Consider the following 25,203-nt stretch of genomic DNA (forward strand, 5'->3'; position numbering starts at 1 on the left):
CGAGACCCATCATGTCAATCACTATCAATCAACCACTTCCCACGACTGGCCGCCTGCTGAAGTCGACCCTTGTCGCTGCCGCCATTGCCGGCGCGCTTCTCGTTACGGCCGTTCTGCCGGCGGAGTACGGCATTGATCCCACCGGGATCGGCCGAGCGCTGGGCCTGACTGCCCTGGCAGACGGCGGAAGCACCGCCGCAGACCCGGCTACGCCGACGTCCTCGACAGCATCGGACGCAGCGACCACCTTGGCGGAAAAGGCTGCGGCTGCGTTCGGGGCGAACAAGGGGCAATCGCTTGATCCAGCCGCGGTATCGCTCACCAACGGTGAGCTTCGCCAGGACGCGATGACGATCACGCTGGAGCCGGGGAAAGGCAAAGAGGTCAAATCCCACATGGCTGCTGGCGCGGGAATTCTGTTCAGCTGGAAGGCGACCGGTGATGTAGCAGTCGATATGCATGGTGAGCGGCCCGACGTGAAGGGTGCATGGACCAGCTACGCCGTCGAAGCTGCGCAGCGGGAGGCGCACGGCACCTTCGTCGCGCCATTTGAAGGAACTCATGGGTGGTACTGGCAGAACCGAAGCGACACGCCGGTGACCGTGAGCATCGAACTTGTGGGCTACCAAGCCGACATCTATCAGCCGTAACACCCGGCACTTCGCCGACCCAACCCGAGGAGAAACAACATGAAAACTCATAGCGCAGTAATTGCCGGCCTGCTTTTCAGCATGTCCCTTTTCACCACGGCATCCGCTCATGATCCTGCCCTCCATGCCGATCCGGCTCCCCCGGCTGCTCCCAAGGCCAAGCCGACGACTTGCGAACAGCTTGCCGACCGTTCGAAGTACAAGGTGGACCTCAAGGATGCCCAGACCAAGGCGCTGAAGGAACGTTGCGACGCACAGGCAGCTCCGAAGAAGAAGTAAATCCACTCGGATTTAGCCAACGACCCTGCCATTCCGGCGGGGTCGTCACCTCGACCCGAACAGTGGTGGGCGTACACTCCGCCTGTCTGCCGCCTCTGCCCTGAATCCGGGCAAAAGGGCGCACACGGGTTGGTGCCGTCAGAACGTTGCTACCAGGACAATCCCATGCTCGAAGTACTGAGTCACCCGGCGTTTCGGCGCCTGTTTGGTGCCCAGATAGTCGCCCTGGTCGGAACCGGCTTGGCGACTGTCGCCCTTGCCCTCCTGGCCTACGACCTCGCTGGCAGCCAGGCCGGAGCGGTGTTGGGCACCGCGCTGGCGATCAAGATGGTCGTGTACGTGACCTTGGCGCCCGTTTCAGGAGCGTTGGTCCCTGCACGGCTGCGCAAGCGGGTGCTGATCGCACTCGATCTGGTTCGTGCGGTTGTGGCGGTCTGCCTGCCCTTCGTCACCGAGATCTGGCAGGTGTATGTCCTCATCGCTGTGCTGCAGTCGGCATCGGCATGTTTCACGCCGCTGTTTCAATCCACCATCCCCGAAATTCTTCAAGAAGAGCGTGATTACACCCGTGCGCTCTCACTTTCCCGATTGGCATATGACCTTGAAAGCCTGCTGAGCCCGGCGCTTGCTGCCGCACTGCTGACGATCATTAGCTTCCACGGGCTGTTCGCTGGTACCTCGGTAGGTTTCATCCTCTCGGCGCTGCTCGTCGCGTCCACCACCTTCCCGGCCCTCGCTGCGGTCTCTTCCAAGGACGGTCCCTATGCCCGAGCCATCCGTGGAATGCGAATCTACCTCCGCACACCGCGATTGCAGGGCCTGCTCGCGTTGAACCTCTGCGCCGCAGCCGGCGGCGCGATGGTGTTCGTCAATACGGTGGTTATGGTCCGCACCGTTCTGGGCGGGGCGGAGGAGCAGGTTGCATGGGCGCTGGCGGCCTTCGGAGGCGGGTCCATGCTGGTCGCACTTCTTCTTCCGAAGGTTCTCGACCGCATTTCGGACCGGACAGTAATGTTGGCTGCAGGACTGTTCATGTCAGTTGTCCTGGTTACCTTCCTTGGCGTCTGGTTTGCCCTGAAGGGACATCCCGGGTGGACGGCGGTCATTCCGGCCTGGACGCTGCTGGGCATGGCGTATGCCGGCTTGGTTACCCCCGGCGGGCGGCTGCTGCGGCGTTCGGCTGAGTCCGCCGATCTACCATTCCTCTTCGCTGCCCAATTTTCCCTATCGCATGTTTGCTGGTTGATCGCCTATCCACTCGCCGGGTGGGTTGGTGCGCGCTACGGCTTGCATGTTGCCTTGGCCGCCTTGGGGATTCTGGCCACACTCGGTTTGGTCGCCGCGTGGCGCAGATGGCCGGCGCACGATCCAGAGGAGATAGCGCATAAGCACGAACATCTTGCTGAGGACGACCCGCACCTCTTGGCACACCGAGACGTGGATGGCACGCACCGTCACCGGTTTGTCATCGATCAACTTCACACACGCTGGCCAGGCTGACCAAGGCGCCAGGCGGGCGGCGAGCACGGAGCTACCTACTTGCGAGTTTGGTCGCAGACGTACAAGTCCATATCGACGTCATATCGACACGCGCGCCCACATTCGTAAGATCCCACTTCCTGCGCCCCTGGCAGTGGAGGGCTATTTCTCAGGGCGGCTATTGCAGCCGCCTGGCAATGCTCGAAGGTGTCGTAATCGCCATAAACAGCGTGACGGACTTCCTGAGTGGACGCGCCGGGCGGATAGACAAAGGCAGTCCAGCGCCCCTGGGACCCGCCGCAAGAAACCGCGACTATGGCGACGCCGACGGTTAAGGTTGTCCGACCGATGTCCATGGCCGAATCCTAGCACCGCCGCGCGCCGGGCGGACACCAGCTCAAGCCTATTCAGCTTCGCGAACCAATTTCCTTCGCTCAGGGAAGTCCGCTGTTGGCGATGAACGGACCTCCGTCGCCTGCAAGCGGGCAGGTGACCACGGAAGAAGCGACCTGGAACCGCTCTCTCAGTGTTGCCGCGTTACAGGTTAGGGAAGTTCGCGAAGCAGCTCGGCGTGGCGCCAAGTTCCACCAATGAGCCAATGACTGGCAGAACGCTTTAGGGCTAGGATTGCCTCAGGGGCGTAGTAGGAGTTGGTGTCAGTCTGCGTCCTACACGGACCGTTGACCAAGCCTCTTACAGGACGCCCCATGCCTCGAATTCGCCATTTGGCCATTCGGAACTTTCGATCCATCAAGGCGCTCGACTGGTCGCCCGCCCCGGGCATCAACTGTTTGATCGGTCCTGGCGATAGTGGCAAGTCCACCATCCTCGATGCCATCGACCTGTGCTTGGGTGCTCGACGAAGCATTTCCTTCGGCGACATGGACTTTTTTGACCTCGATGTCTCAGAGCCCATTCGTATTGCCGTGACATTCGGGGAACTGCCGGCATCGCTGATGGACATTGATGTCTATGGCGACTTCTTGCGAGGATTCGATTCGGTATTTGACACCCTAGAAGACGAACCCGCCGCGGGGTTGGAGACAGTGCTTACGCTGCTGCTTCAAGTCGGGGCGGACCTTGAGCCCAGCTGGACGCTGATCTCCGATAGGTCGCTTCAACAAGGCTTGGAACGAAGCCTGCCTTGGAAAGAACGCATCGTGTTAGCTCCGGCACGCATCGGCAGCTTTACAAGCTCCAACTTATCTTGGAGCCGCGGGTCGGTGCTCAACCGGCTAACAGACGAGCGCGCAGAATTGGGAGCCCAGCTCGCTCTAGCAGCGCGTCAGGCGCGCGCCAACTTTGGCGCTCAAGCATCGCCCCACCTGAGTCAGACACTCGGAATCGTCCGGACAACTGCCCAGAGCCTTGGAGTTGACGTCGGATCGATGCCGCAGGCCTTACTCGACTCGCACTCCGTCTCCATCGGCGAAGGCGCCATCGCGCTTCACAGCGAGGCAGGCATCCCCCTTCGGTCCCTTGGTACGGGTTCTTCTCGACTCTTGGTGACGGGACTTCAACGGGCCGCGGCGGAGTCAGCGCCGATTGCCTTGGTGGATGAGGTGGAATATGGGTTAGAGCCCCATCGGCTCATGCGGCTGCTGGATTCCTTGGGAGCCAAGGAGACGCCGCCGCCTCTCCAAGCGTTTCTCACAACACACTCCCCTGTGGCACTTCGTGAGCTTTCAGGTGAGCAGCTGCTTGTAGTTCGGCCACGACCGGCTGGCCATGTCGTCATTTCCGCTGGCTCGACCGACGAGATTCAAAGCACGCTGCGCACTGACCCGGAGGCCTTTCTGGCGAAGTCTGTGATTGTGTGCGAGGGAGCAAGCGAGGTAGGGTTTGTGCGTGGCCTCGATCTATGGGGGGTAGCCAGCAAAGAATCCTCTTTCTTGGCTTTAGGTGGTGCATACGTCAATGCAGGCGGAGGCACTCCGGACAACGCTTTTGCCCGAGCGACTGCGCTTATGGATCTGGGTTACCGAGTCCTCGTCTTCATAGACGCTGACAAACCTGCCGCTCCAGGTGTTGCAGAAGCATATCTTCAATCAGGCGGCAGCCTCGTGACTTGGCGGGCAGGAATGACGTTGGAGGACGAGCTGTTCCTCTGCCTTCCTGACACATCGATTGATGCCCTGCTCCTGAAGGCTAAAGAGCGTGTTGGCGAAGATCTTATGAACCAACAGCTGGTTGCCAAATCGAACGGTCTAACAACTTTGGCGTCCATCGAAGCGCTGAGGCCGAATTCACCCTATCCGCCTGATATTCGCGTACTGCTTGGCGAAGTCTCCCGTATCAAAAAGAATAGCTGGTTCAAGTCGCTTACGACTTACCAGTCAATCGTCCTGGATATCGTCTCTCGGGGCTACGCAAACGCGGACGCTAGCTTCAAGGCAGTAGTAGACCAACTCTGGGCCTTTACCCGTGCTGCCTGAAATCGATCTGCTAGCTATCCAACGCGGATCGATCACCGCCCCAGCAGGATGCGGCAAAACCCAGCTGATTGCCGAGGCGCTGGCATCCCACTCTGGGAACAGACCGATCCTTGTTCTGACTCACACAAATGCTGGCGTCACCGCGTTGAGGACACGCTTGAAACGCGCGGGGGTGCCCAGCTCTGCCTATCGGCTGTCGACGATTGATGGATTCGCTATGCGTCTCATCGCCAAGTTCCCGGCGCGCAGTGGCCATCATCCCCAACTCTTGGAGCTCAACAACGCGGGTAGCGACTACCCCGCGATCCGTGAATCATTCCGGCAACTCTTGGACTCGGGGCATATCGCTGCACCCATCGCAGCCACTTACGCCCGGCTTTTGGTTGACGAGTATCAGGATTGCAGCACCGTTCAGCACTCCATCGTGTCCACCCTCGCTGCGCTTTTGCCCACGTGCGTCCTCGGTGACCCTCTGCAGGCCATCTTCGGATTTGGCGGAAATCGGCTGGTTCACTGGGAACAAGACGTTCAATCGTCCTTCCCAGCAGCGGGTAGCCTTCGAACCCCTTGGCGCTGGCAAATTGCAGGTAATGAAGAGCTGGGCCAGTGGCTGCTATCCCAAAGGCATGCTCTTACGGCCGGCTTACCCATTGATCTAACTACGGCTCCGTCATCCGTTCGTTGGATCCAGCTGGTTGCCGGTAGTGAAGTGCAGCAAAGATTGACTGCGGCACGGACCAATGCGCCTGGTAGCCAAGGAACGGTTCTGGTAATTGGCGAGTCCATGAATGTTCAAGGCCGCCACCAACTCACCAGCCAAACGCCTGGGGCAATGGCGGTAGAAGCCGTGGACATGCGAGACCTCGTCAACTTCGCCAGGCAATTCAATCTTCAGGCTCCTAGTGCGCTGCAAGACTTGGCCACCTTCTCCGCTCTCATGATGACGGGCGTCGGCACGGCGAATCTAGTGACGCGTGTCGGTACCATTCGTAGAGGGAGAGCCAGGACACCTCCAACTCCTGTAGAAGCTGAGGCAGTCGCCTTTGAGTCCGAGCGGACCATGACGCGCGCCTTGCGGCTGGTGGACGCTTTGGCCGAACAGACAGGCACTCGGGTCTATCGGCCCGAGATTCTGCACTGCTGTCGATCAGCCATGCGAAGCGTTATCAACGGAGAGCAAGATCTATTAGGAGCCGCACTTCATGCCCGCGAGCGAAATCGTCACCTCAGCCGCCCCATTGCGCGCAGAGCAGTCGGCAGCACTCTCCTTCTGAAAGGTCTCGAGGCAGACATTGCCGTGGTCCTCTATCCGGAGAGCATGAGCGTGCAGAACCTCTATGTAGCCCTCACGCGTGGTGCGAAAGGGCTGGTGATCTGCTCCAGTACCCCAACGCTGACCCCGACCCCATAGCCTCAACCTAACCATTCTGCGCCCTATCAGGCACGAAGCTTTGCGGCGCTTCATCATTGCAATGGTCACAATGGACCTTGTCCCAAAGTCGTTGCTGAACATCTGGGTCTGAAGAACGTGGGTCTCGCCGGGCAGCGACTGCATCAGGATTGATTTCAAGGTTCTCCTTGTCCCACCTAGATGATTGGGCGGCGAAGGTGGCGTAGGCTATCTGCTTACCAATGATGCGTCAGCGGACAGCAGAATGAGCAGACCCAACTCAGTAGAGGATAAGGCATTGGCCGCTCTTGACCGCCTGGTGAAGCGACGCCCGACCAATGAACTGCTGAAGGCAAAGATGGCCGCAGGTCATCGGATCATCACGCCTACCGCGGTCGCGGCAGAGGCAGGAGTAAATAGAGGGAGCTTTGGATCAAGGCACGCTCGACTTGGGCACGTCTGGCTTAGAATTCAGGAGCTGGCTGAGGAGGAGAGGCGAGGCTCAGTAGCTGAAGAGCTCGCCAGGGTTAAGGCTGAGAACGCAAGGTTGAAGGCTCTGCTTTACAAGACCAACATCCACAACGCATCTCTCCAACTCGCAGTGTCCCGGCTTCAGAAGCAGAGTACCAAGAGAGACGATGGAGCAAATGTCGTCAACTTTCGCCGGAACGATCGGAAGCGTCCCCGGTAGCGTTGGATATCATCCTCAGCACTGCTCGACTCTGAACAACACGGCTCATAGCAATCTTGGAATACTGATCCCTAGAGTTGGTCCGCTCCATCTGGACAATGGCCTGATTTTTCAGGAGGCGATCCTCCCAAAAGTCCTTATGCTCTGGCAGGATGATGCAGCACTTGCACCCCGCGCACAGGCCGGGCGACCGTAGGCCGAAGTTCGGCGAGGCGCGGACAGTGAGGAGGCTTGCTTGTGGGTTGCAGCTGGAACGGTCAGGCAACATATCAATCAGGCAACTTGCGTAGGTCCCTGTCCATATCCGCAGGTCGGTGAGTTTCACGTATGCCACGGCCTTATCGATCGGCGTCTCTCCGTCCATCTTGGACAGTGCCTCGGTCATTGATTCGGCATGCTGCATGAGAAGACGCTGCGCCGGTCCACCTCCGATCGGCCTGCCGAGGGTGATTTGAACTAGGAACCGAGAGGTCTCCATGACTCTCTCTCCTTCCAAGTTCTCGAGCAGAGCCGCATCGTTTCCAATGTACCCTTGATCCGTGATCTGCTCGCTCATGTGACGGAAGTGCGTCCGTAGCGCTGGCATTAGTTCCGGCTTGGATCGGAACACATAGTGCGCAAAGGTGATCCTCCATCGCTGCGGGCGTAGGTACCTCACCTCGTAAACAGCTTGCGTCGTTTCGATGCCACGCTTCTTCGTGAGGGCTTCGACGGCAAACTCACGTTGCAGCAGAGAATTTCTGGATGCTGTCATTCGGCCGATTCCATCGGGACCCGATGGAAGGGACTTGGCGTGGGAGAAGCTGAGCATCAGTGACTTAGTGCCCGATAGTGCTCGCCAAGGCTCCATTAGCCGCACCAGCACCTCGACGGATTTCAGCACGATCGGCAGGTGATTCGTGCCCAACGGGCGCAGTCCGGCAGTCCACTCATGGCGAGTCGCTTCCCTTTTGGCGGAAATGCCACAGATGGAGAACACCTCCATTAGTCCGTCTAGCGACGTCACTGACTTGACCACACCGTGCTGTAGCGTCGGATCGTGGTCCAGGGAGAGGCCAATCAGCTCATGAGCTCGAATCCCGGTGCATCCCTGCAGCAAGACACTGCATGCGCTTTGAGTCATTAGTATTAGGCGTCTCAGGCCCTGAGTTCCGCTAATCTCGCGCTCGTCACCAGCGTCATCAATCCGATCTATGGTGGCCAATGGCTCATGCCAGGGTGTCAGTGTCCCTGGGATCGGGCTCATCTGGAACTCCTCGATGTGCCGTTTGATCTGACGAAAGCAGGCGATTCGTCTCGGTCCCGTAGCACTTCTTGCGTCGATCAGCATCGGGATGACCTCAGCCTGAAGTCTGATCACATCCTCCGAGCCGTACTCAATCCATTCACATGCGTAGGAAAGAATCGGTACCGAGATCTCGTCCGGGACAGGCATCAATCCACCCGTTCGAGCAAGCCCGAGCGGCTCTGTCACGACGTCGTAGGTCTTTCTTCCGTCAAACGGCGCTTCGCACGGTGCTTGTCCGCCTCTGGCGCGCAAGCTGTCCGCGATTTCGTAGATCTGTGTAAGTGGATGGATGAGTTTGTAGGCGGTCGCATGCGTCCACGCCCTGTCTCGACCGGCATCACTTCGGGCCGTCATGTACTGCTCTTCGAGACCTTCGACGTAGTCCCAGCTCATCGCCGTGGTGATATCGAAGAGGGAGTGGATCTCCCGCTCTCCCATGAACTTCACCAGCTCCCTCATGCCCATGTAAGTGCCAGGGATAGACCCAACCGTCATACGTACGGTGTCCTCAATGATGGCGGTCTTGAGGTAGCACTTCAGCTCAGAGAGCAGTCCTCTGTGCTTGTAGTCCGTGAGCAACTCTCCGCGTGCCACAGGGATTGCCCAGTCAACTGTGACAAACTCCTTCTGTTGGCCGACCGTGGTCTGGGCAAAGGTCCAGACATCACTGTCATAGTCAACTTGGAAGGAAGGATGCAGGGTCGCTGCCTGCGCTGTTTCGACCTTTCTTGCTGCGGGCATAGCCATATCTCTAGAATTGATTCGCTAGTGGCGGTACAGCCGGACTATTCAAGTCCAGGCAGGGGCGTCAGCATGATCATCATCGCTGATTGTCGATTCGCAGTTGTGCTCACTGCTGGGATCCATGAATCGCGGAGAGCGAGATAGGCATTCTCGAACTTTCGCCTCCAGATCTCGCTGCCGAGCTCTGCCCTGGCTTCTTCGTATAGCTCCTGCAGTTGAAGAAAGCGCGCGAGCGCGTAGGCTTCGTTTGGATCAGCTGCGGCGAGCGGGCATGCAGGACAGGAACCATAGCTGGTGCAGAGCTTTCCATGGCGCTGCCCTGGTTGAGGACTTTGGAATGGATCTGCACAGCAGAAGCCCTGCGTGGCTGCCGTTTGCTCACGATCACTTCGGGCGGAGCGTGTGTCGATCTTTCCATTTGAAGTCACCCAGCGCTCCTGTGCGGTCATGGCTCCTGCCAGCTGTTCCTTTTGCCGATGCTGCATCGTGGTTGTCTGGTAACTGTCTTGACCAGTTGACAGTAGCCGATGGCCTAGCATTGCTCGGAGCTCGAAGGCGTCGCCGTCGGTCAGCCCATCAACCGCTTCGGAGAACGCAAGCCTGTTTGCTTGAGAGCCAGAGTACTTAAGCCCCCTTCGTTTGCAGAACAACGTGATGTAACCGGTCACCCGCGTGGTCACGTCGTCGGTTCTGGCTGAGTAGGAGTCGATGTGCATTCCTCGGCGCTTGTGCCGCCCGCCTTCGGAAACTGCGTGGAGGAAGAAGTCATTGGCAAGCTCACCAGCAGCGTAGTCTCTGATTCGTTTGGTCCAAGCAATAACGAAACTGATCAATCTTTCAGGCGCTAGCGGGTGATCGCTAGCGGGGAAGGCTGCTCGCTGTGTCGCGCCCTGAGCGGAACTTCCAGCCCTGCGCTTGGAGGACTTGATCACCGTTCGCTTTTGTCCAAGCGGGTAGTGCTCCGATATGCCATTCAGGGTGAGTGTTCTAAGTGGCTGCTCGTTGAAGCCCGAGTGCATGGCTAGTACGAGAAAGAATGGGATCAGATCGCCGCCGATCGGGTGCGCTAGTCTCCTCAGACGGAAGTACTCGCTTTCGCTGATCTTTCCTACGCCTGGGAGCTTGTGAACCGCGCCTTGGCGAGGAAGATGACCGTCAAAGTTTGCCAATATTTGAGCAATTGCCTCTGCCGGATCGCTTAGCGATACAGCGTCGCCCTTTTTCTTCTGAGCGAGGGCACTGTGAACCCTATCTAGAAGCGGCCACACTTCGTCCATTGTCGATATGCATTCTTCGACCGCCGCCTTCATGACGTTGGCCCAAGCCGCACGGTCCAGCTCTTTCGGCTTGCTCTTCCGTGGCAGTCCTGCGAACGGCTTTGGCGGAATACGGATCACCTTCCACCGTGGATCCATCTCGTGCAGCGCAAGAACGACCTTCTTGAAGGTCCCGTAATAGTGGCGCTGGGTCTCCACCGAGAGAACTGTCGGGTGCGTGGTATCCCTACCTTTCAGATACGTTAGAAAGGACTCGCCGAGATCCATTGGAGTGTCGTCTGGGCCGCTTATCTTTACCCCTTTTACGGTTAGGTACTGCACCAGGCCACTCACGATGTTGTTAGCTGAAGAGGATCTAGTCGTCTCCCTGCTGTTCTTGTTAGCTCGGCAGAACGCCTCGGCGAAGAGCGGTGCCGCTGCACCTATGCCCTTCCACCGGCTGAGATTAACGATGTTGTCGCGCAGGTCTCCGGCGCGCCTGAACGCGACTTCTAGGCGACCAGCGCTCTCGCGGACATCCCATTTCTTTGTGTTGCCTACCTTTTCCTCAACTACTACGGCGTGCCGCAGCTGGGCGGATCTTCTTCCTGCCACGTAACGCTCCAATCCGTGTTCAATCTGATTTGATAAGGTGAGTCGGTCACATGCGAGGAGTAGTGCGTATGCTGGCCGTGGAGCCGTGTGAGCTCCAACTCGTCAGGCCTCGACGCCGATTCGCATAAAGGGTTGACCTTCAAGGTGCAGTCTGATCGATTCCCTGGTTTCGCTCTCGAATGCGTTCGCGCTTCGCAGGTAGATGGACTCAGTCGTATCCCTGAGACTGTGTCCCAGTACCGACTGAACATACTTGATCGCATCCATGTCACCGTTTGCGCGCTTCTCCATGTACGTGTACAAGGCGAAGGTGTGTCGAAGGGCGTGAATGGTTATTCGCTCGCGCTGCGTGGATTCGTAGCGAGCCAGGTCACGCTCTTTGGAGAGCCGTTTGAGCAGCCTGTCCTTGGCCTGGGCGAAATGCCGGTCGAAGATCTGCGGGGTTATCGGATTGCCCGCATGCTTGCGGTTGTTTGCGTCGAGGACGAATAGGACGCCGTGATCCTCGAGCTTGTGGTATCCCAGTCGGAGGTCAACGAGGCGCTGCCGAACACCTTTGGCATAGCGCTTCAACGCGTTGAGTAGCCAGACTGGAACGGGAACATTGCGCTTCTTGTTACCTTTCCCGAGCACGGGGATGGCGACTGCAGTGAGAGGATCGCGCCCTTCCGTACGGGCCTGAAGGATGGTTTTCGCTTTGAGATCGCACACTTCCGCCCGCCTCAGTCCTGCTTGATAGCAAAGCTCAGCCATCAATCGCTGCGCCGTGGTTGCGTATGCCAGTTCAACCAGACCGTTTCGCTCGAGCACAGGGTTTGGACCTAGTTCGTCAAGAATACCGACGACGGTCTCGGGATGGAGCGCAGTGATGAGTTCGTCAGCGTCGTTCAGCCCGGGAAGGTCGACGCCAACGTCGAGAACTTGAACAGTTCCTCGCTTCGTCTGCTTGCTCAGCAGCGCTGGTGCCTTCCTCAGGTATCCCCGTTTCACGCAGAATGCGATTAGCTTGGTCACGGTCGACCATCTTCGATGAATAGTCGCGGCGGCGAGCTTATCCAAGGTCACCGCAGAGTCCAGGTCAGTCAAGGTGTCCGCATAGGATCTGAGGAGATCCTCATCTACGTCGGAAACGAGCTTTTTTCTTGCGTCAAGAAAGTGATGGAAGTCGGTGAGGTCAGCCGCGATAGCTGCGGTTGTGTTCTTGCTGCAGGCAAGCTTTGGCTTTGGACCGATCGTTAGATGGGCATCTGCAAAGAATTCAAAAGCGGGCTGAACGATCGTTCCATCAGACCTGCTGACCAAAAAGCAGAAGCCTTCGGGTAAGGGTACGCCTTGCGCACACTTGATTCCTGTCGCTTCCGAAGCGATTGCACGTGCGGTGCATATTTCGACGTCATAGACCATGGCGCCGAAAGCTATCAGGTATACGGAAAGTTTTTTTTGCTGTGAGCCTTACGGTACGTTAACAACTGAAATGAGAATCATGCCTACTTTTTACTTCCATTGATTCATATATTTACGCGTGATCGTGACCCTACTGGTACGCTCGGTGTGAAGGAAGACCTGCTCGCTGGTACGGGGGAAGTGCGCAACAGAGAGGTGGGTTCGTTCGTCGCGCAGGCTAGATTTGCTCCTTCAGTACCAATGTTGGTGTCCGCTTGGCGCGGCAATCGGTAGCGCGCGGTCAATGGCTACCCAAGGCTGGCAGTGAGTTGACATCATCAATCGGGAGACGCCGCGGTTGCTACTGCGCGTTCTTTAGGGAAGCGTGTTGGCTGGGCAGTGGGTACGCCTGGAGCTACCGATTCAATTGCTGCCGGCAAAGGTAAGGTTGCCGCAACGCCACTGCACCACTTTTGATTGCTGGCAACCTTTGGTTGGCCGTCTCCGGGTTCTCCGGAGCGACGCTATCAAAGAGTTTCTCGAGTGCTGCCCGCGTGCTGATCCCTAACTGTGCCGAATGTGCGAGAGGACGGCCGCTGCATACGCGCTCTTTCAACGAGCCATCGAGACAACGCGCTGCTCAGCCATGATCGGCGATCATGTGGCCAAGGTCGGATGCACTCTGCAGTTCAATGATGCGATCGGTCAGGCGTTCAGCTGCGATCTGCAACCCGTCATCGTCTGACGAGTACGGGGAGCCGAACAGCGGGATCTCGACCCACAGTCTCTCCTGCCCATCATGCACATAGGGGCCATGGTCATCCAAGAGAAGGGCTTCACCCACGTGGGGGGAGACATAGGAAAGATCCTTTGTCCTTCCAGACCAGTGGATGTATCGAAGCTCGACAAACCATGCCGGAACACTGCCTTCCCTAGCCAGGAGTCCGGCAATTCTTCTTGCAAGTGCCTCGGGAACCGTAGTGAACAGTACAAGTTCCTCGAACTGCGATCGGACATCCTCTAGGAACCGGTGAAGCCCAGGGCGAGGAATCTGACTGACTGCGTTGGAGATGAGCGTGCCTTCGAGGTCCAGTGCCAGGATGGTTGGCTTCATTGGGAGTTCCTGTCTAAGCTTCTAAGCCTGAGTAAACGCATCGGTAGGTAGCTATCCATGGCGTGGGTCACAGGGTACCGGTTCGGGCTACGCCCCTCTGAAACTTTGCCCAACCACTTCACTTCCGTTGGATTGCTTCTGAGACCTCTACGGCCCAACGCGAGGTGTGGATGATCCTGGTCTCCTGCAGCTGCTCTTGAAGGATCTGGCGTTTGGTGAGCTGAGACACCGCCTCCCACTCGTTCCTGAAGATGTAAGTGGCATTGCCTGACTCGGGACTCTCGAACACGTATCGATTCCTTCCCGTGAACCCAAAAACGATGTACTCACTGAAACCGCCTAATCCGACTGCCATGAAGTCGGGCTCGTGACGAGTGATGGTCCGGATGCGCTGCTTAGCGACTGCGCGGTCGCTGTCGGTCAACTGCTTCAGATAACTATCCAATACCTGCATCGCTCTATCGAACGGGAACTTCCCCGGAGGGAGAATGCGCCAGTTGATCTTCTCGACCCTGACCGGCACCGCGAGGTCCGGGTCAACGATTTCGAAGTGTTGGAAGCATTCCAGGTAGATGTTGAGGAGGTTTGCAATGCTCTCTTCTGGCTCCGTCCGGTCAATGATCCTAGTAGCCATTGCGATACCACTGTCTGTATCTACAGCAGTGAGGAATTCACCAGGTGGTGCAACGTATTCCCTGGGATAGGTCTCATAGGATCTTGTCTGAGTACCGTGGTGAGTGTGTCCGTGCCAGTCCTTCCACGAGGTATTGATTGATCGAGACTTGGTGACCATCGGAAGGTCCTTTCGGATGATCTCTTTGCCTCGGGCATTGAATAACGTCGCGGGTCCTTCGGCGCTTGGCACAATGGAAGCGCCTGCGAGCGGAAGGTCGTCGAATCCCAGCATCGCCGCTTGGTGTTCTGTGAGTGGGCCGCTAAGAATGCGAAACTGTGGCAGCCGCTCAATCGTGCTTCGGTAGACTGATAAACCTCTCACTTGCTTGGGCATACGCTGGTCCTTTTCATGAGGAAGCGGGATAACCAAATATGTTTGGAAAGCCGTCTAAGCTTGCTGCGGAGGAGATGCTATTTCCTTTTCGGGGAGATGGTATCAGTACTCAGAAACCTAGGACGCTCTGTCCCTGTAGGCGCCGCTCGGACTGCATCCATAGCTTTGTACTGATGCTAGCCTCGTTTTCCGTTCGGCTAGAAAAGTTGCCCCTGTGGCGACTTGTCTTGGGGAGGTTGAAAAAGATGAGTGGCCAGCGCTGGCAGCCTAGTGAAACCGAGTTCACGATGCTTCTTTTCAAAGCGCTTCCGGATCAAGTCCGCTACAGGGCCAGTTCCGGACATCCTGGTGCCAAAGCTGGCGTCATACTCCTTTCCACCATGCATCTGTCGCATCAAGCTAAGCACGTGCGCAGCGCGGTCCGGATAGTGCAGCTCGAGCCATTCTCTCCAAATGTCCTTAATCTCGTTGGGTAGCCTGAGAAGCACGTAGCCTGCTGCCCGAGCGCCGTGTTCGTGAGCAGCCTCAAGGATGGCTTCTAGGTCATGGTCGGTGATCATGGGAATGACCGGCGCGATCAAAACCCCTACCGGTACTCCTGCCTCGTGCAGCTGATTCATTGCTCGCAGCCTTGCGTGGGGAGCAGCAGCTCGTGGTTCCAGTTTTGCAGATAGCTTCCTGTCGAGCGTGGTGACCGAGAAGTAGACCGTAACCAACCGATCCTTGGCCATCGACGCCAGCAGTTCGACGTCCCTGGTGATCAAGGCACTCTTGGTGACGAAGCTCACCGGATGCTTGGCATCAGCAAGCACCTCAAGGCATTGGCGTGTAATTTGGTAATTCCTTTCAATCGGCTGATAGCCGTCTGTGTTTATCCCCAACGCAATCGGGGTGCACTTGTAGTTCGACTTGCTAATTTCTGCTCTGAGGCGCTCCGGGGCATTTGTCTTTGCAAACAGGCGCGTCTCGAAGTCTAAGCCTGGTGAAAGGCTCAAGTAGGAGTGAGAAGGGCGAGCAAAACAGTAAACACAGCCATGCTCGCAGCCGCGGTACGGGTTGACCGACGCGCTAAAGCCAACGTCAGGGGATGAGTTGTGGCTGATCACTGTGCGCGCTCGCTCTTCCTGCACCTGAGTTCTCAGCGGTGGCGCGTCTTCCATCTCCTGGTAGACCGACTCCCAGCCGTCGTCGACTCCCACTGTTGCAGTGGTATCGAAACGGCTTGGGACACGCGATGCGGCCCCTCTGCCTTTGAGGGGAACTTGGGCCTTTCGAGCATCCTGTTCCATGGCGACAACTTGGGAAGGTCGGGCCGTTAGTATTATTGCTAACCACAGGCGCCGCAACACCGTGAAATTCAGCTAGCTGTAGGCCATACGGTCGTTTGGCGAGTAGGTTCTGCCCAGGCTTATCCACAGCTTCGGCTGGCAAGGCCTTTATCAGCTGCGTTGGCCATGGAGCGCTTTGGCTTCCGCCAAGAAGATCTGCATCAATGCCCGCGATCGACGTGTTGCTGCAGGCAGTGGAATGCCCAACTGTGCGCAGAGCGAAGTCGCATATGCCATCTGTGCACCCGTGGGCGGCTTGATGTCCCAATCCGTTAGCTGGGGGATGAGCTTTGAGAGCTCTTCTGCCAGGCGGTACTCAAAGCCTCTTGCTTGCCCTTCCTCTTCTTGCATTCGACGCATCTGCATAGCGACCTGCTCCCTGCCCATGGGAGAAAAGGGAAGCTCAAGAGTGAACTCCAGTTCCGGACATACGAGGTAAAAGTTCATGGGAGATGCAATTAGTACTTATAAGTAGACTACCTTTAGAGGCGTAGTCTTTAAAGTACTGGAACCACAAGCTGCTTCGTATGGTCGAGCATACGAACCAAGCGAAACTTGCAGATGTGATCCGCGCGCATCGCATTGATCTGGGTGTCAGCCAAGAAGCCTTTGCTGACCACATCCAGATGCACCGCGCCTACTACAGCAAGATCGAGCGTGGCGAAAAGAACCTCACTCTCGCTACCTTGGAGCGAGTTGCTAAAGGCATGGGTACCTCGATGTCGGCCCTGCTGCGCGCCGCAGGGCTCTAACACTCTTTGCAGACCACGAAGGTTGGCCAACCTCTCCAGGATGGGCGTGTTTGGCCGGCACTGCGCGGGGGATTGTGCCGATAGCAATGTGTTTACTGATTATTCTCTAACCTGTTGATCTATATGGATTTATCTAGTGAACAATCAGGGGGTATTGATACCATGCTCGCAGCCGCGGTAGGGATTTACCGACTGGCTGAAGCCGACGTCCGGCGAGGTGTTGCGGGTGATGATGCTGCGCGCGGTCTCGGCACGCACCTCGGTGCGCAGGCGCGGGGCAAGGAACTCCTCGCTCTCGTCCACCGCCCAGCCGTCGTCCACCGCCTCGCTGACGGTGCTTTCAAAGCGCCCGGCAAGGTGGGACGTGGAACCTCGGCCCTTGATCGCAATACCCATTGCGGCAGCGTACGTCGTGGCCGTCTCAATGGCTGCGACGGCCGCCTGAAGGGTTCAGGGCGGTGCTGAGCCGAGCATGGGCTCGGCTCTACAGTGGATGCAGAGACCTTGTAGAGCCGAGCCTACGCTCGGCTGCAATGCATCAGAGCAGCGCCAGGTAGCCGCGCACCGTAGCATCCAGCCCGTCATACAGCGCCTCGCCGATCAGCGCGTGGCCGATCGACACCTCCAGCACGTCCGGCACGTGGGCCAGGAAATCGCGCAGGTTGTCCTGCGACAGATCGTGGCCGGCGTTCACGCCCAGGCCGACGGCCTGTGCACGGCGTGCGGCGGTGGCGAACAGCGCCAGCATCGCGTCAGCATCGCCGGCCGCGTGGGCTTCGGCGTAGGGGCCGGTATACAGCTCGATGCGATCGGCCCCGACTTCGGCCGCCTGTTCCAGCAGCGGGTTGCCCGCGTCGACAAACAGGCTGACGCGGCAACCCATGGCTTTCAGTTCGGCAATCAGCGGGCGCAGCCGCTCGGCATCCCGCTCGAAGTCGAAACCGTGGTCGGAGGTGATCTGGCCATCACCATCGGGGACCAGGGTGGCCTGCGCCGGACGGGTCTGTTCGCACAGGGGCAGCAGCCCCGGATAGCCCTCGCGCGGCGGCGCGAACGGGTTGCCTTCGATGTTGAACTCCACGCCACGCGCGCGGGTCAGCGTGGACAGGGCCAGCACGTCCTCGGCGGTGATATGGCGGCGGTCCGGTCGCGGGTGCACGGTGATGCCATGCGCGCCGGCATCCAGGCAGGCCTGGGCGGCACGCACCACGTCCGGTTCGGCACCGCCGCGCGAATTGCGCAGGACGGCGATCTTGTTGACGTTGACGCTGAGCTGGGTCATGGAACGGAACTACTTGGAAAGAGGGGATGGATCGTGATCGTTGTGGTCGTCACCAGGGCGGGCCTGGGCCTGCTCGCGCAGGCGGCGCAGTTCGTCGGCATCGACCAGTGTGGACGGATCGCGCTGCAGATCGCCGAAGCGGGCCACGTAGCGGCCTCGTACCCAGGCCAGCAGGAAGGCGAGGGCGGCCAGCAGGCACAGGGTCATCAGCCCGGCGCTGGGGGTCTTCAGCGCGAAGGCGAAACAGCCCAGCGCCAGCAGCAGGTACAACCAGTACATAGTGGGGCTCCCCGGGTGATGGCCGCAGTGTAGCGCTGCGTCAGAGCAGCGGCGAGGCCAGCCGGGCGAAGGCCTCGGGCAGGCGGTGCAGCCACAACGAGCGGCCGGCCTGGTCGCGCACCCGCGTGGAACGGTCGAATTCGCCCTGCAGCAATTCGGCCAGGGCAGCCACCCGGTCACGGTCACTGATCATCATCGACAGCTCGAAGTTCAGCCGGAAGCTGCGGTGGTCGAAGTTGGCACTGCCAACGATGCAGACGTCGTCATCGGCGATGAAGGCCTTGGTATGCAGCATGCGTGGGCCGTACTCGTAGATCTTCACCCCGGCATGCAGCAGCTCGTCGAAGTAGGAGCGGGCGGCCTGGGTGACGAACCAGGAATCGCTCATCTTCGGCACCAGCAGGCGGACGTCCAGCCCGCCCAGCGCGGCCGAGGTCAGTGCCATCCGCGCCGCTTCGCCCGGCACGAAGTAGGGCGTGACCAGCCAGACACGCTCGTGCGCTTCCTGGATCGCCGCCACATGCAGGCGATGGATCGTTTCCCAGCCCGAGTCCGGGCCGGAGACCAGCACCTGGGCGTTGATGGCACCATCGCCACGCAGCGGCATGTCCGCCGGCCACAGACGGGCGATGTCCATGCGCGAGGGGTCCTGCCCACTGGCGTAGAGCCAGTCCTCGGCAAACACCAGCTGCAGGCTGCGCACCACGTGGCCGCGGATGCGCATGTGCAGGTCGCGGTAGGCATCCGCCCTGCGGCTTTCATCCTCGTCGTCGGTGATGTTGATGCCACCGGTGAAGGCGAGGCGGCCATCGACGATCACCAGCTTGCGGTGGGTACGCAGGTTCAACCACGGGCGCTTGAACGGCTTCAGCAGCTGCCGTGGGTGGAACCAGATCGCTTCGCCACCGGCATCGAGCAGCGGCTGCAGGAAGCGACGGGGCAGGGCCGACGAACCCACCGCGTCGAGCAGCAGGCGCACCTGCACACCCGCGCGGGCGCGCTCGACCAGGGCATCGCGCAGGGCGGTGCCGGCGTGGTCCGGGTTGAAGATGTAGTACTCCAGGTGGACGTGATCGCGGGCCTGCGTGATGGCGTCCAGCAGGGCCGCGTAGGTTGCCGCGCCGTCCACCAGCCAAGTCACTTCAGTGGCGCTGCTCGGCGCGAGCCCGGTCGTGGCCTGCGCGACCTTGGCCAGCTCGGTGCAGTCGGCATCGGGCGGGCAGACGTCGCTGTAGTGCTCCATGCCCGACCGCGCGCGTCCACGGCGCAGGCGCTGCCGCTTCACCTTCTGCGGGCCCAGCAGGTAATAGATGAAGAGACCCAGGTAGGGCAGCAGCGCCAGTGACAGGATCCAGCTCAGTGTGGCCACCGGCTCGCGCTTCTGCAGCATGATCCAGCCCGCCAGCGCGAACAGGTACAGCAGGTAGGCTACCGCCAGGATCGTGCCGAGGTGGGCGATGCCGTCGAGCCAGTGGCGCAGGGAGTCGAAGAGGGCGAGCATCCGCCGATCATAACGGTCCAGGCTGTCAGGCATAAAAAAGACGCCCCTGTTTCCAGGGGCGTCTGCAGTCGCGTCATGACTGTTGTATTGCGGTGTAGCAGTTACTGCTGCACAAAACCGATCTTCTTCATCTGAGCGTTCTTCGCGGCAGCCAGAACCTTGGCCATCACGTCGTACTCGGAATCCGGGCTGGCGTCGATGCGCAGTTCCGGCTGGTTGGTCGGGTCCTTCTGGACCTCGTTCTCCATCCGCTGCTGCAGCTCGCTCGCATTGATCGGGCTGTTGTTCCACGAGACCTGGTTGCTGGCGTCGATCTTGAGTTCGATCGGCGGCGGCGGTTCGACCAGCTGCGGCGGTGGGTTGAGCACGCGCTGCGGCAGGTCCACGGCGATCGGGTACGTCATGATCGGCGCGGTCACGATGAAGATGATCAGCAGAACCAGCATCACGTCCACGAGGGGCGTGACGTTGATGTCTGCCATGGGGCCTTTGCCACCACCACTACTGAATGCCATGGCTTACTGCCCCTTCTCTTTGGTCGCGACGAAGCCGACGTCCAGCATGCCCTGTTCCTGCGCGATCTTGGTCATCTCGTTGATGACACGCATCTTGGTGGTGCGGTCACCACGCAGGTTCAACGGCGGCTGCGGGGTCTGCTGGGCGGCGGTCGCCAAGCGCGACTCGAGAGTCTGCTTGTTGATTTCTTCGTCGTTCCAGTAGATCGAGCCATCTTCCTTGACTGCCAGGGTGATGGGGCCCTTGCGGTCGTTGGTGTCGTCCGGCTTCTGGACCAGGTTGGCCTCCGGCAGATCCACCTTGACCTTGTGGGACATCAGGGGCGCCGTGATGATGAAGATGATCAGCAGCACCAGCATCACGTCCACGAGGGGCGTAACGTTGATGTCGGCCATGGGGCCGCCGCTGTTACCACTACTGAAAGCCATAACGGGCTCCGTCTAGATCGTGTTGACTACGTTCTCGCTGGGTACAGCGCGTCGCAATTAGCGGACGCGCGAACCGGTGGCGAAGAAGTCGTGCAGGTCGTGCGCGAAGGTATCGAACTTGCTGATGGTCGCGCTGTTGATCTTGCTGAAGAAGTTGAAGGCAAACACGGCCGGGATCGCGACGAACAAACCGATCGCGGTCATGATCAGCGCTTCACCCACCGGGCCTGCAACGGCGTCGATCGAAGCGGAGCCGGTGGCACCGATCTTGATCAGCGCGCCGTAGATGCCCCACACGGTACCCAGCAGACCGACGAACGGAGCGGTCGCGCCGACGGTGGCCAGCAGGGTCATGCCCGACTGCAGCTTGTTGCTTTCGCGGGTCACGGCCTGACGCAGGGCGCGGTCGACGAACTCCGAACGGCTCAGGTTCTCACCCACGCCGCCGGTGGCGCCGCCTTCAGCGCGCTGGTGGTGGGCAGCAGCCTGGGCAGCGTCCAGGGCGATCTTGGAGAACGGCTCGGAAGCCGGCTGTTCTTCCATCGCACGGATGGCGTCCTGCGCGTTCGGGGTATCCCAGAACAGGCTGACGACGCGATCAGCGGCGCTCTTCAGGCGGGTGGCGCGGAAGATGTTGATGACGGTCCAGTACCAGGACATGGCCGACATGACGACCAGGGTCAGCAGCACGACCCAGGAAACCGCGAAATCACCCGGCTTGGTGGTCATTTCGTGGATCAGGTGCTCGAAGCCCATCTGCGACAGGGCGTTGGACGGATTGCCCCCGGCAGCAGCGGCGATGAAAATTTCCTGCAGCATGACGCTTACCTTTGTTGTGTGTGGTGATAAAGGGTGTAGCTAAGCTAAACAATCGAACTGGGAGCGGGGGTGGCCAGGCGGCCACCCGGTCGCATCAGTTCAGCGCAAAGTTGACCGGGACGCGAACGCGACCTGCCGCCTTCTTACCGCCAGATTCAGCGGCGTTGAAGCGCCACTTGCGAGCTGCTTCCATCGCAGCACGGTCCAGGTCGCGGTTACGGCTGGACTTTTCCACCGTGACATTGGTGACGTTGCCGCTGGCATCGACATCAATGATCAGGATCACTTCGCCCTGGATACCAGCGCGGAAGGCTGCCGGCGGGTAGCGCGGCGGATTCATGGCCTTCGACGAGATGTCCACGCTGGCCTCGATCGAGGTCGGCGGAGCCGGCGGCGACGGAGGCGACGGCGGGGTGACGATATCGCTTGGGCGCGGTTCCGGCACATCCACGACCGGCGCCTGCGGCGGCGGCGGGACCGGCGACGGCTTCGGCGGCGACAGATTCTTCACCGGCGGCGGCGGAGTATCGGTCGGCGGCGGCGGCGGCGGCGGCGGGGGCGGCGGCGGCGGGGCGTCGACGATCGTCACCATGACGTTGCGCTCCTTCTCAGCCACGGCCTTGGGAGCCACGGCGGGGATCAGGAGCATCATGAACGCGGCCAGATGCAGGGCAATTACAAACGCGATGCCGACGATGCGAGGCCAGCTCAGCCCCTTGTCATCGGGTTGTTCGTACCGGTGAACGACTAGTTGTTCCGTCATGCGCCAAGAGCTCAATAGTGGGGCCGGGATGCCGGGGGCGGAATCCCTGATCAGCGGTGCATGACACCGCAGGAACCTCCAAGCTTATACCAATCCTGAGCGCCTGCGCATCAACTGTGCAGGCATTCAGGCGTTATTCCTACTTACTTCAGGTTGATGATTTTTTTGGCATCAGCCTGGTTCTTCACACCCTTCGCCAGCGCCTGCTGGGCGGCCTGCTTGGCCTCCGGGATGCGACCTTCGGCATGCAGGACGCGTGCCAGGTTCAGGTAGGTCTCACCGTCCTTGGACAGCGGGGCAGCCTTCTGCCACGCATCGATCGCCTGCGGCACCTGGTCCGAGTAGTAGTAGGACTGGGCCAGCGCCAGGTAGACCTGGTAATCCGGCTTCAGGATGCCCTTCTGCAACCCTTCGTTGATGACCGCGATGACGTCCTTTTCCTTGTGTTCGGTGTTGGCATAGATCGAGTACAGCTGCTTGTACTCGCGCTCTTCGGTGAGCTGGCCGCTGCTGCGCAGCTTGTCCATCACCGCGGCCGCCTTCTCCATCTGATCGGCCTGCATGTACATGCTGGCCAGGTTCAGCTGGGCCTTCTTGTCGTTCGGGTTCTTGGCGGCCAGTGCCTCGGCTTCCTTCACCGCTTCACCGGACTGGCCGGCTTCGGAGAGGGCCGCCATCAGCAGCTGGTTCCAGTTGTCCTTCGGTTCGGTGGCGCCGGCGATGGCCTGCTTCAGCACCGGGATCGCTTCCTGGTAGCGCTCCAGCTGGTACAGCGCCTGTCCCTTGGCGATCAGTTCTTCCGGCTTGGTCGACTTGCTCTCGGCGAAGTACTTGTCCAGGGTCGCCAGGCCTTCGGCGGTCTGGTCTTCCTGCAGCTGCAGCTGGCCCAGCATCAGCATCGACTGGAAGTGGCCGTTGTTGTCCAGGCCGTTGAACTGCAGGACCTGCTTCAGGTAGGCAACGGCAGCCGGGGTGTCGTCGGTCTGGTAGGCGGCCTGCGAGGCCAGCTGCGCGGCCAGCGACTTGTCGTACTCGTTCGCGGCGCTGTCAGCCAGGATCGCGTCGGCCTGCGTGCGCGTCTCCGGGAACTTTTCCTTGTTGTAGCTGTCGATCATCTTCTGCAGCTTGCTGCCCAGCTTGGCCGAAGCCTTGACGGTCGGCTCCTCGCGGGTCGCGTTCGGGTACAGCGCTTCGGCCTTGGCCTGCTTGCCGCCGCGGTTGCCACGCTCGGAGGAACGCGAGGACTGCGCGAAGGCATCGGTGACCACGGCGCCGGTCAGGGCGGTCGCGACGAGGACGGAAAGCACAGCTTTGTGGTTACGGAAAATCATCGTTCACCTCGATCGAACCGCCGGTTAGCGGCAAAGTCGGACTGTCAGAAAAATCTGAGCCGCCAAACGTATCAGAAACAGATGGCGTGAGAAATCGTTTTATGTGCTGCAATACAGCATAGAAATGCGCACTCATCCGCACTTTGGCCGCAGCCCGGCCGCCTGCGCCTGCTGATAGACCGGTGTCAAAGCCGGTGCATCGCGTCGCAGTTCCTGGATCCGGTTGGCTGGGTCAGGGTGGGTGGACAGCCATTGTGGGCTGCGACCGCCACTGGCGGCCATCATGTTCTGCCACAGGTCGACCGCCTGCGCCGGGTTGAAGCCGGCCTGGGCCATCAGTCGCTGGCCGATCACGTCGGCCTCGCTTTCCTGGGTGCGTGAACCGGGCAGCAGGAAGGCGGTCTGCGCGCCCATGCCACCGAGCTGGTTGACGGTGCTGGCAGCGCCTTCGCCGTACGCCGCGCCGGCCAGCGCACCGAGCACGGCCAGCCCGGTCTGCGCGCCCATCTGCCGGGTGATGCGCTCCTCGTGGTGGCGGGCGATGACGTGGCCGATTTCATGGCCGATTACGGCAGCCAGCTGATCCTGGTTCTTGGCGACGGTGAAGATGCCGGTGTTCACGCCGACCTTGCCGCCGGGCAGGGCGAAGGCGTTGGGCTCCTTGTCGACGAACACCGCCGTCTCCCACCGTACGCCACGGTATTGAGGCGGCAACTGCGCGACCAGGGCATTGACCACGCACTGCACGTAGCCGTTCTGGCGGCCGTCGGTGCTGATCTTTTCCTTCTGCTTGGTTTCGGCGAACGCCTGTGCGCCGAGCTGATCCAGCTGCGCCTGCGACACCCCGCCCACCATCTGCCGGCGGCCGGTAGGGGAGGTCGTGGTCGCGCAGGCGCTGACCAGGGTGGTGATGACAAAGGCCAGCAGCAGTTGTTTCATGGATCCACCCCCGTGTTCATATGCGCAGTGTGTAGCGTAACGGCTTAATCTTTCGTCAAGCGGACACGGCGTTACGTTGCCCCGAAGAACACAAGTGCGGCAAGCGCCACGCCGTTGTTCAGCGCGTGCGCGGCGATCGCGGCCCAGAGCGTACCGGTGCGCTGGTACAACCAGCAGAACGCGGCACCCATGCCGCCATAGACCAGCCACAGCTGCGCGATCTCGGCCGGGCCGTTGGCGCTGGTGCCAGGGATTTCATGGATGAGGGCGAAAGCAAGGCTGCTCAGTACCACGCCCAGCCACGGGCGCCCGGCTTTCCACAGGCGGCCAAACAGCACGCGGCGGAACAGCAGCTCCTCGTAGGCCGGTGCCAGTACTACCGCGAACAGCACCAGGAACAAGGGGAAGCGCGCGATCGCGCTCTGCATCAGCGCCAGGTTGGTGGGGACCGGCTCGATACCGAACTGCTTGGCCAGGAAGGCGATGCCATTGCTGCCGAGCACGATCAGAGTCGCCACCAGCAGGGTCCAGCCCCAGGTGGAGGGACGGCGCAGCGCCTGGCGCGACGCGTGGCGCTCGGCCGCGTTGGCCGGCCGTCGCCAGAAGTACAGCAGCAGCGCGGCGCCGCCGGTGGCAAACAGCGCCATGAGAATCTGCGCAAGCGCGCCGGGCTGGCCCAGTGACGCCGCTACCGAACTGGCCTCGGGTGCGCCAGCGCCGGCCTGCGCGTTCGCGTAACCGACCACCACGCCACGGTACAGGCCCCACAGCAGGCCGCTGATCAGGCTCAGGCCGAACAGAGTGACGGCGGCGATGCCCAGGTCGATGAAGAACCCCGCCAACGGCGAAACGGCACGCGGCGCGGCAGAAGCCGGCGGAACCGGGGGCGGAGCGGAAACCGGGGCGGATGCGGACATCAGGTACCTGTGTTC

The 25,203-nt window shown here is 60.2% G+C and carries 24 protein-coding genes and 1 pseudogene; 7 read left to right on the forward strand and 18 right to left on the reverse strand.

Annotation, left to right across the window (positions count from 1 at the left end; translation table 11 throughout):
• The first annotated feature begins 11 nt into the window (after window positions 1-11).
• The 6 genes from N5D20_RS11665 (at window position 12) to N5D20_RS11690 (ending at window position 6,924) form a co-directional block, all read left to right on the forward strand.
• The gene (locus tag N5D20_RS11665; protein ID WP_012478643.1) at window positions 12-650 is read left to right on the forward strand and encodes a hypothetical protein; all 639 of its coding nucleotides are present in this window, start codon (window positions 12-14) and stop codon (window positions 648-650) included.
• Window positions 651-689: 39 nt separating this feature from the next.
• Window positions 690-929 (forward strand): hypothetical protein, encoded by a 240-nt coding sequence (locus tag N5D20_RS11670; protein WP_005414985.1) that lies wholly within the window; start codon window positions 690-692, stop codon window positions 927-929.
• Window positions 930-1,094: 165 nt separating this feature from the next.
• Window positions 1,095-2,429, forward strand: coding sequence for an MFS transporter (locus N5D20_RS11675; RefSeq protein ID WP_005414984.1), 1,335 nt, complete (start codon window positions 1,095-1,097; stop codon window positions 2,427-2,429).
• A 686-nt stretch (window positions 2,430-3,115) separates the two neighbouring features.
• Window positions 3,116-4,843: an ATP-binding protein gene (locus tag N5D20_RS11680; RefSeq protein ID WP_005414983.1), complete on the forward strand. Its 1,728-nt coding sequence runs from the start codon at window positions 3,116-3,118 to the stop codon at window positions 4,841-4,843.
• Window positions 4,833-6,254: a UvrD-helicase domain-containing protein gene (locus tag N5D20_RS11685; RefSeq protein ID WP_012478642.1), complete on the forward strand. Its 1,422-nt coding sequence runs from the start codon at window positions 4,833-4,835 to the stop codon at window positions 6,252-6,254. The genes N5D20_RS11680 and N5D20_RS11685 overlap by 11 nt, the downstream gene beginning before the upstream one ends.
• Before the next feature lie 244 nt (window positions 6,255-6,498).
• Complete coding sequence (locus N5D20_RS11690) at window positions 6,499-6,924, forward strand: hypothetical protein (protein ID WP_146033496.1); 426 nt, start codon at window positions 6,499-6,501, stop codon at window positions 6,922-6,924.
• Here the strand turns inward: N5D20_RS11690 and N5D20_RS11695 are convergent.
• From N5D20_RS11695 to N5D20_RS11725, 7 genes are all read right to left on the reverse strand, one after another.
• On the reverse strand, window positions 6,887-8,959 hold the full coding sequence (locus N5D20_RS11695) for a hypothetical protein (RefSeq protein WP_005414981.1): 2,073 nt from the start codon (window positions 8,957-8,959) through the stop codon (window positions 6,887-6,889). The genes N5D20_RS11690 and N5D20_RS11695 overlap by 38 nt on opposite strands.
• Window positions 8,960-8,997: 38 nt before the next feature.
• Complete coding sequence (locus N5D20_RS11700; RefSeq protein WP_021204602.1) at window positions 8,998-10,839, reverse strand: hypothetical protein; 1,842 nt, start codon at window positions 10,837-10,839, stop codon at window positions 8,998-9,000.
• A gap of 90 nt (window positions 10,840-10,929) precedes the next feature.
• The gene (locus tag N5D20_RS11705; protein WP_012478638.1) at window positions 10,930-12,231 is read right to left on the reverse strand and encodes a tyrosine-type recombinase/integrase; all 1,302 of its coding nucleotides are present in this window, start codon (window positions 12,229-12,231) and stop codon (window positions 10,930-10,932) included.
• Between the two features lie 619 nt (window positions 12,232-12,850).
• Complete coding sequence (locus N5D20_RS11710; protein ID WP_021204601.1) at window positions 12,851-13,324, reverse strand: NIF family HAD-type phosphatase; 474 nt, start codon at window positions 13,322-13,324, stop codon at window positions 12,851-12,853.
• A gap of 118 nt (window positions 13,325-13,442) precedes the next feature.
• Window positions 13,443-14,117, reverse strand: a complete 675-nt coding sequence (locus N5D20_RS11715) for a hypothetical protein (protein WP_229298499.1) — start codon at window positions 14,115-14,117, stop codon at window positions 13,443-13,445.
• A gap of 413 nt (window positions 14,118-14,530) precedes the next feature.
• Window positions 14,531-15,622: a PA0069 family radical SAM protein gene (locus N5D20_RS11720; protein ID WP_021204599.1), complete on the reverse strand. Its 1,092-nt coding sequence runs from the start codon at window positions 15,620-15,622 to the stop codon at window positions 14,531-14,533.
• Between the two features lie 150 nt (window positions 15,623-15,772).
• Entirely contained in the window at window positions 15,773-16,108 is a 336-nt protein-coding gene (locus tag N5D20_RS11725; RefSeq protein ID WP_012478634.1) for a hypothetical protein, read from the reverse strand.
• An 80-nt stretch (window positions 16,109-16,188) separates the two neighbouring features.
• Here N5D20_RS11725 and N5D20_RS11730 point away from each other — a divergent pair, with 80 nt between their 5' ends.
• A complete protein-coding gene (locus N5D20_RS11730) occupies window positions 16,189-16,413 on the forward strand; it encodes a helix-turn-helix transcriptional regulator (RefSeq protein WP_012478633.1) in 225 nt (74 codons plus the stop codon).
• 159 nt (window positions 16,414-16,572) lie between these two features.
• Here the strand turns inward: N5D20_RS11730 and N5D20_RS11735 are convergent.
• The 11 genes and pseudogenes from N5D20_RS11735 to N5D20_RS11785 all read right to left on the reverse strand — a co-directional run.
• Window positions 16,573-16,809: pseudogene (locus N5D20_RS11735) on the reverse strand (radical SAM protein); the annotation flags it as partial.
• 142 nt (window positions 16,810-16,951) lie between these two features.
• Window positions 16,952-17,695 (reverse strand): pyridoxine 5'-phosphate synthase, encoded by a 744-nt coding sequence (locus tag N5D20_RS11740; RefSeq protein WP_197578845.1) that lies wholly within the window; start codon window positions 17,693-17,695, stop codon window positions 16,952-16,954.
• Between the two features lie 9 nt (window positions 17,696-17,704).
• Window positions 17,705-17,974: a hypothetical protein gene (locus N5D20_RS11745; protein ID WP_049436128.1), complete on the reverse strand. Its 270-nt coding sequence runs from the start codon at window positions 17,972-17,974 to the stop codon at window positions 17,705-17,707.
• 40 nt (window positions 17,975-18,014) lie between these two features.
• A complete protein-coding gene (gene cls, locus N5D20_RS11750) occupies window positions 18,015-19,475 on the reverse strand; it encodes a cardiolipin synthase (protein ID WP_197578846.1) in 1,461 nt (486 codons plus the stop codon).
• Between the two features lie 101 nt (window positions 19,476-19,576).
• Window positions 19,577-19,990: a biopolymer transporter ExbD gene (locus tag N5D20_RS11755; protein WP_032129281.1), complete on the reverse strand. Its 414-nt coding sequence runs from the start codon at window positions 19,988-19,990 to the stop codon at window positions 19,577-19,579.
• A 3-nt stretch (window positions 19,991-19,993) separates the two neighbouring features.
• Window positions 19,994-20,419, reverse strand: a complete 426-nt coding sequence (locus N5D20_RS11760; protein ID WP_012509603.1) for a biopolymer transporter ExbD — start codon at window positions 20,417-20,419, stop codon at window positions 19,994-19,996.
• Window positions 20,420-20,476: 57 nt separating this feature from the next.
• Entirely contained in the window at window positions 20,477-21,238 is a 762-nt protein-coding gene (gene exbB / locus N5D20_RS11765) for a TonB-system energizer ExbB (protein ID WP_004132614.1), read from the reverse strand.
• A 94-nt stretch (window positions 21,239-21,332) separates the two neighbouring features.
• Entirely contained in the window at window positions 21,333-21,890 is a 558-nt protein-coding gene (locus N5D20_RS11770; protein ID WP_180836271.1) for an energy transducer TonB, read from the reverse strand.
• Between the two features lie 254 nt (window positions 21,891-22,144).
• Window positions 22,145-23,332 carry a tetratricopeptide repeat protein gene (locus tag N5D20_RS11775; protein ID WP_032128511.1) on the reverse strand — a complete coding sequence of 396 codons (1,188 nt, stop codon included), beginning with the start codon at window positions 23,330-23,332 and terminating at the stop codon, window positions 22,145-22,147.
• Window positions 23,333-23,464: 132 nt separating this feature from the next.
• Window positions 23,465-24,271: a M48 family metallopeptidase gene (locus N5D20_RS11780; RefSeq protein WP_197578847.1), complete on the reverse strand. Its 807-nt coding sequence runs from the start codon at window positions 24,269-24,271 to the stop codon at window positions 23,465-23,467.
• 71 nt (window positions 24,272-24,342) lie between these two features.
• Window positions 24,343-25,188, reverse strand: a complete 846-nt coding sequence (locus N5D20_RS11785) for a CPBP family intramembrane glutamic endopeptidase (protein ID WP_054172881.1) — start codon at window positions 25,186-25,188, stop codon at window positions 24,343-24,345.
• Window positions 25,189-25,203: the final 15 nt, after the last annotated feature.

Source organism: Stenotrophomonas sp. GD03877, from assembly GCF_029840555.1.
Lineage (GTDB): Bacteria > Pseudomonadota > Gammaproteobacteria > Xanthomonadales > Xanthomonadaceae > Stenotrophomonas > Stenotrophomonas geniculata.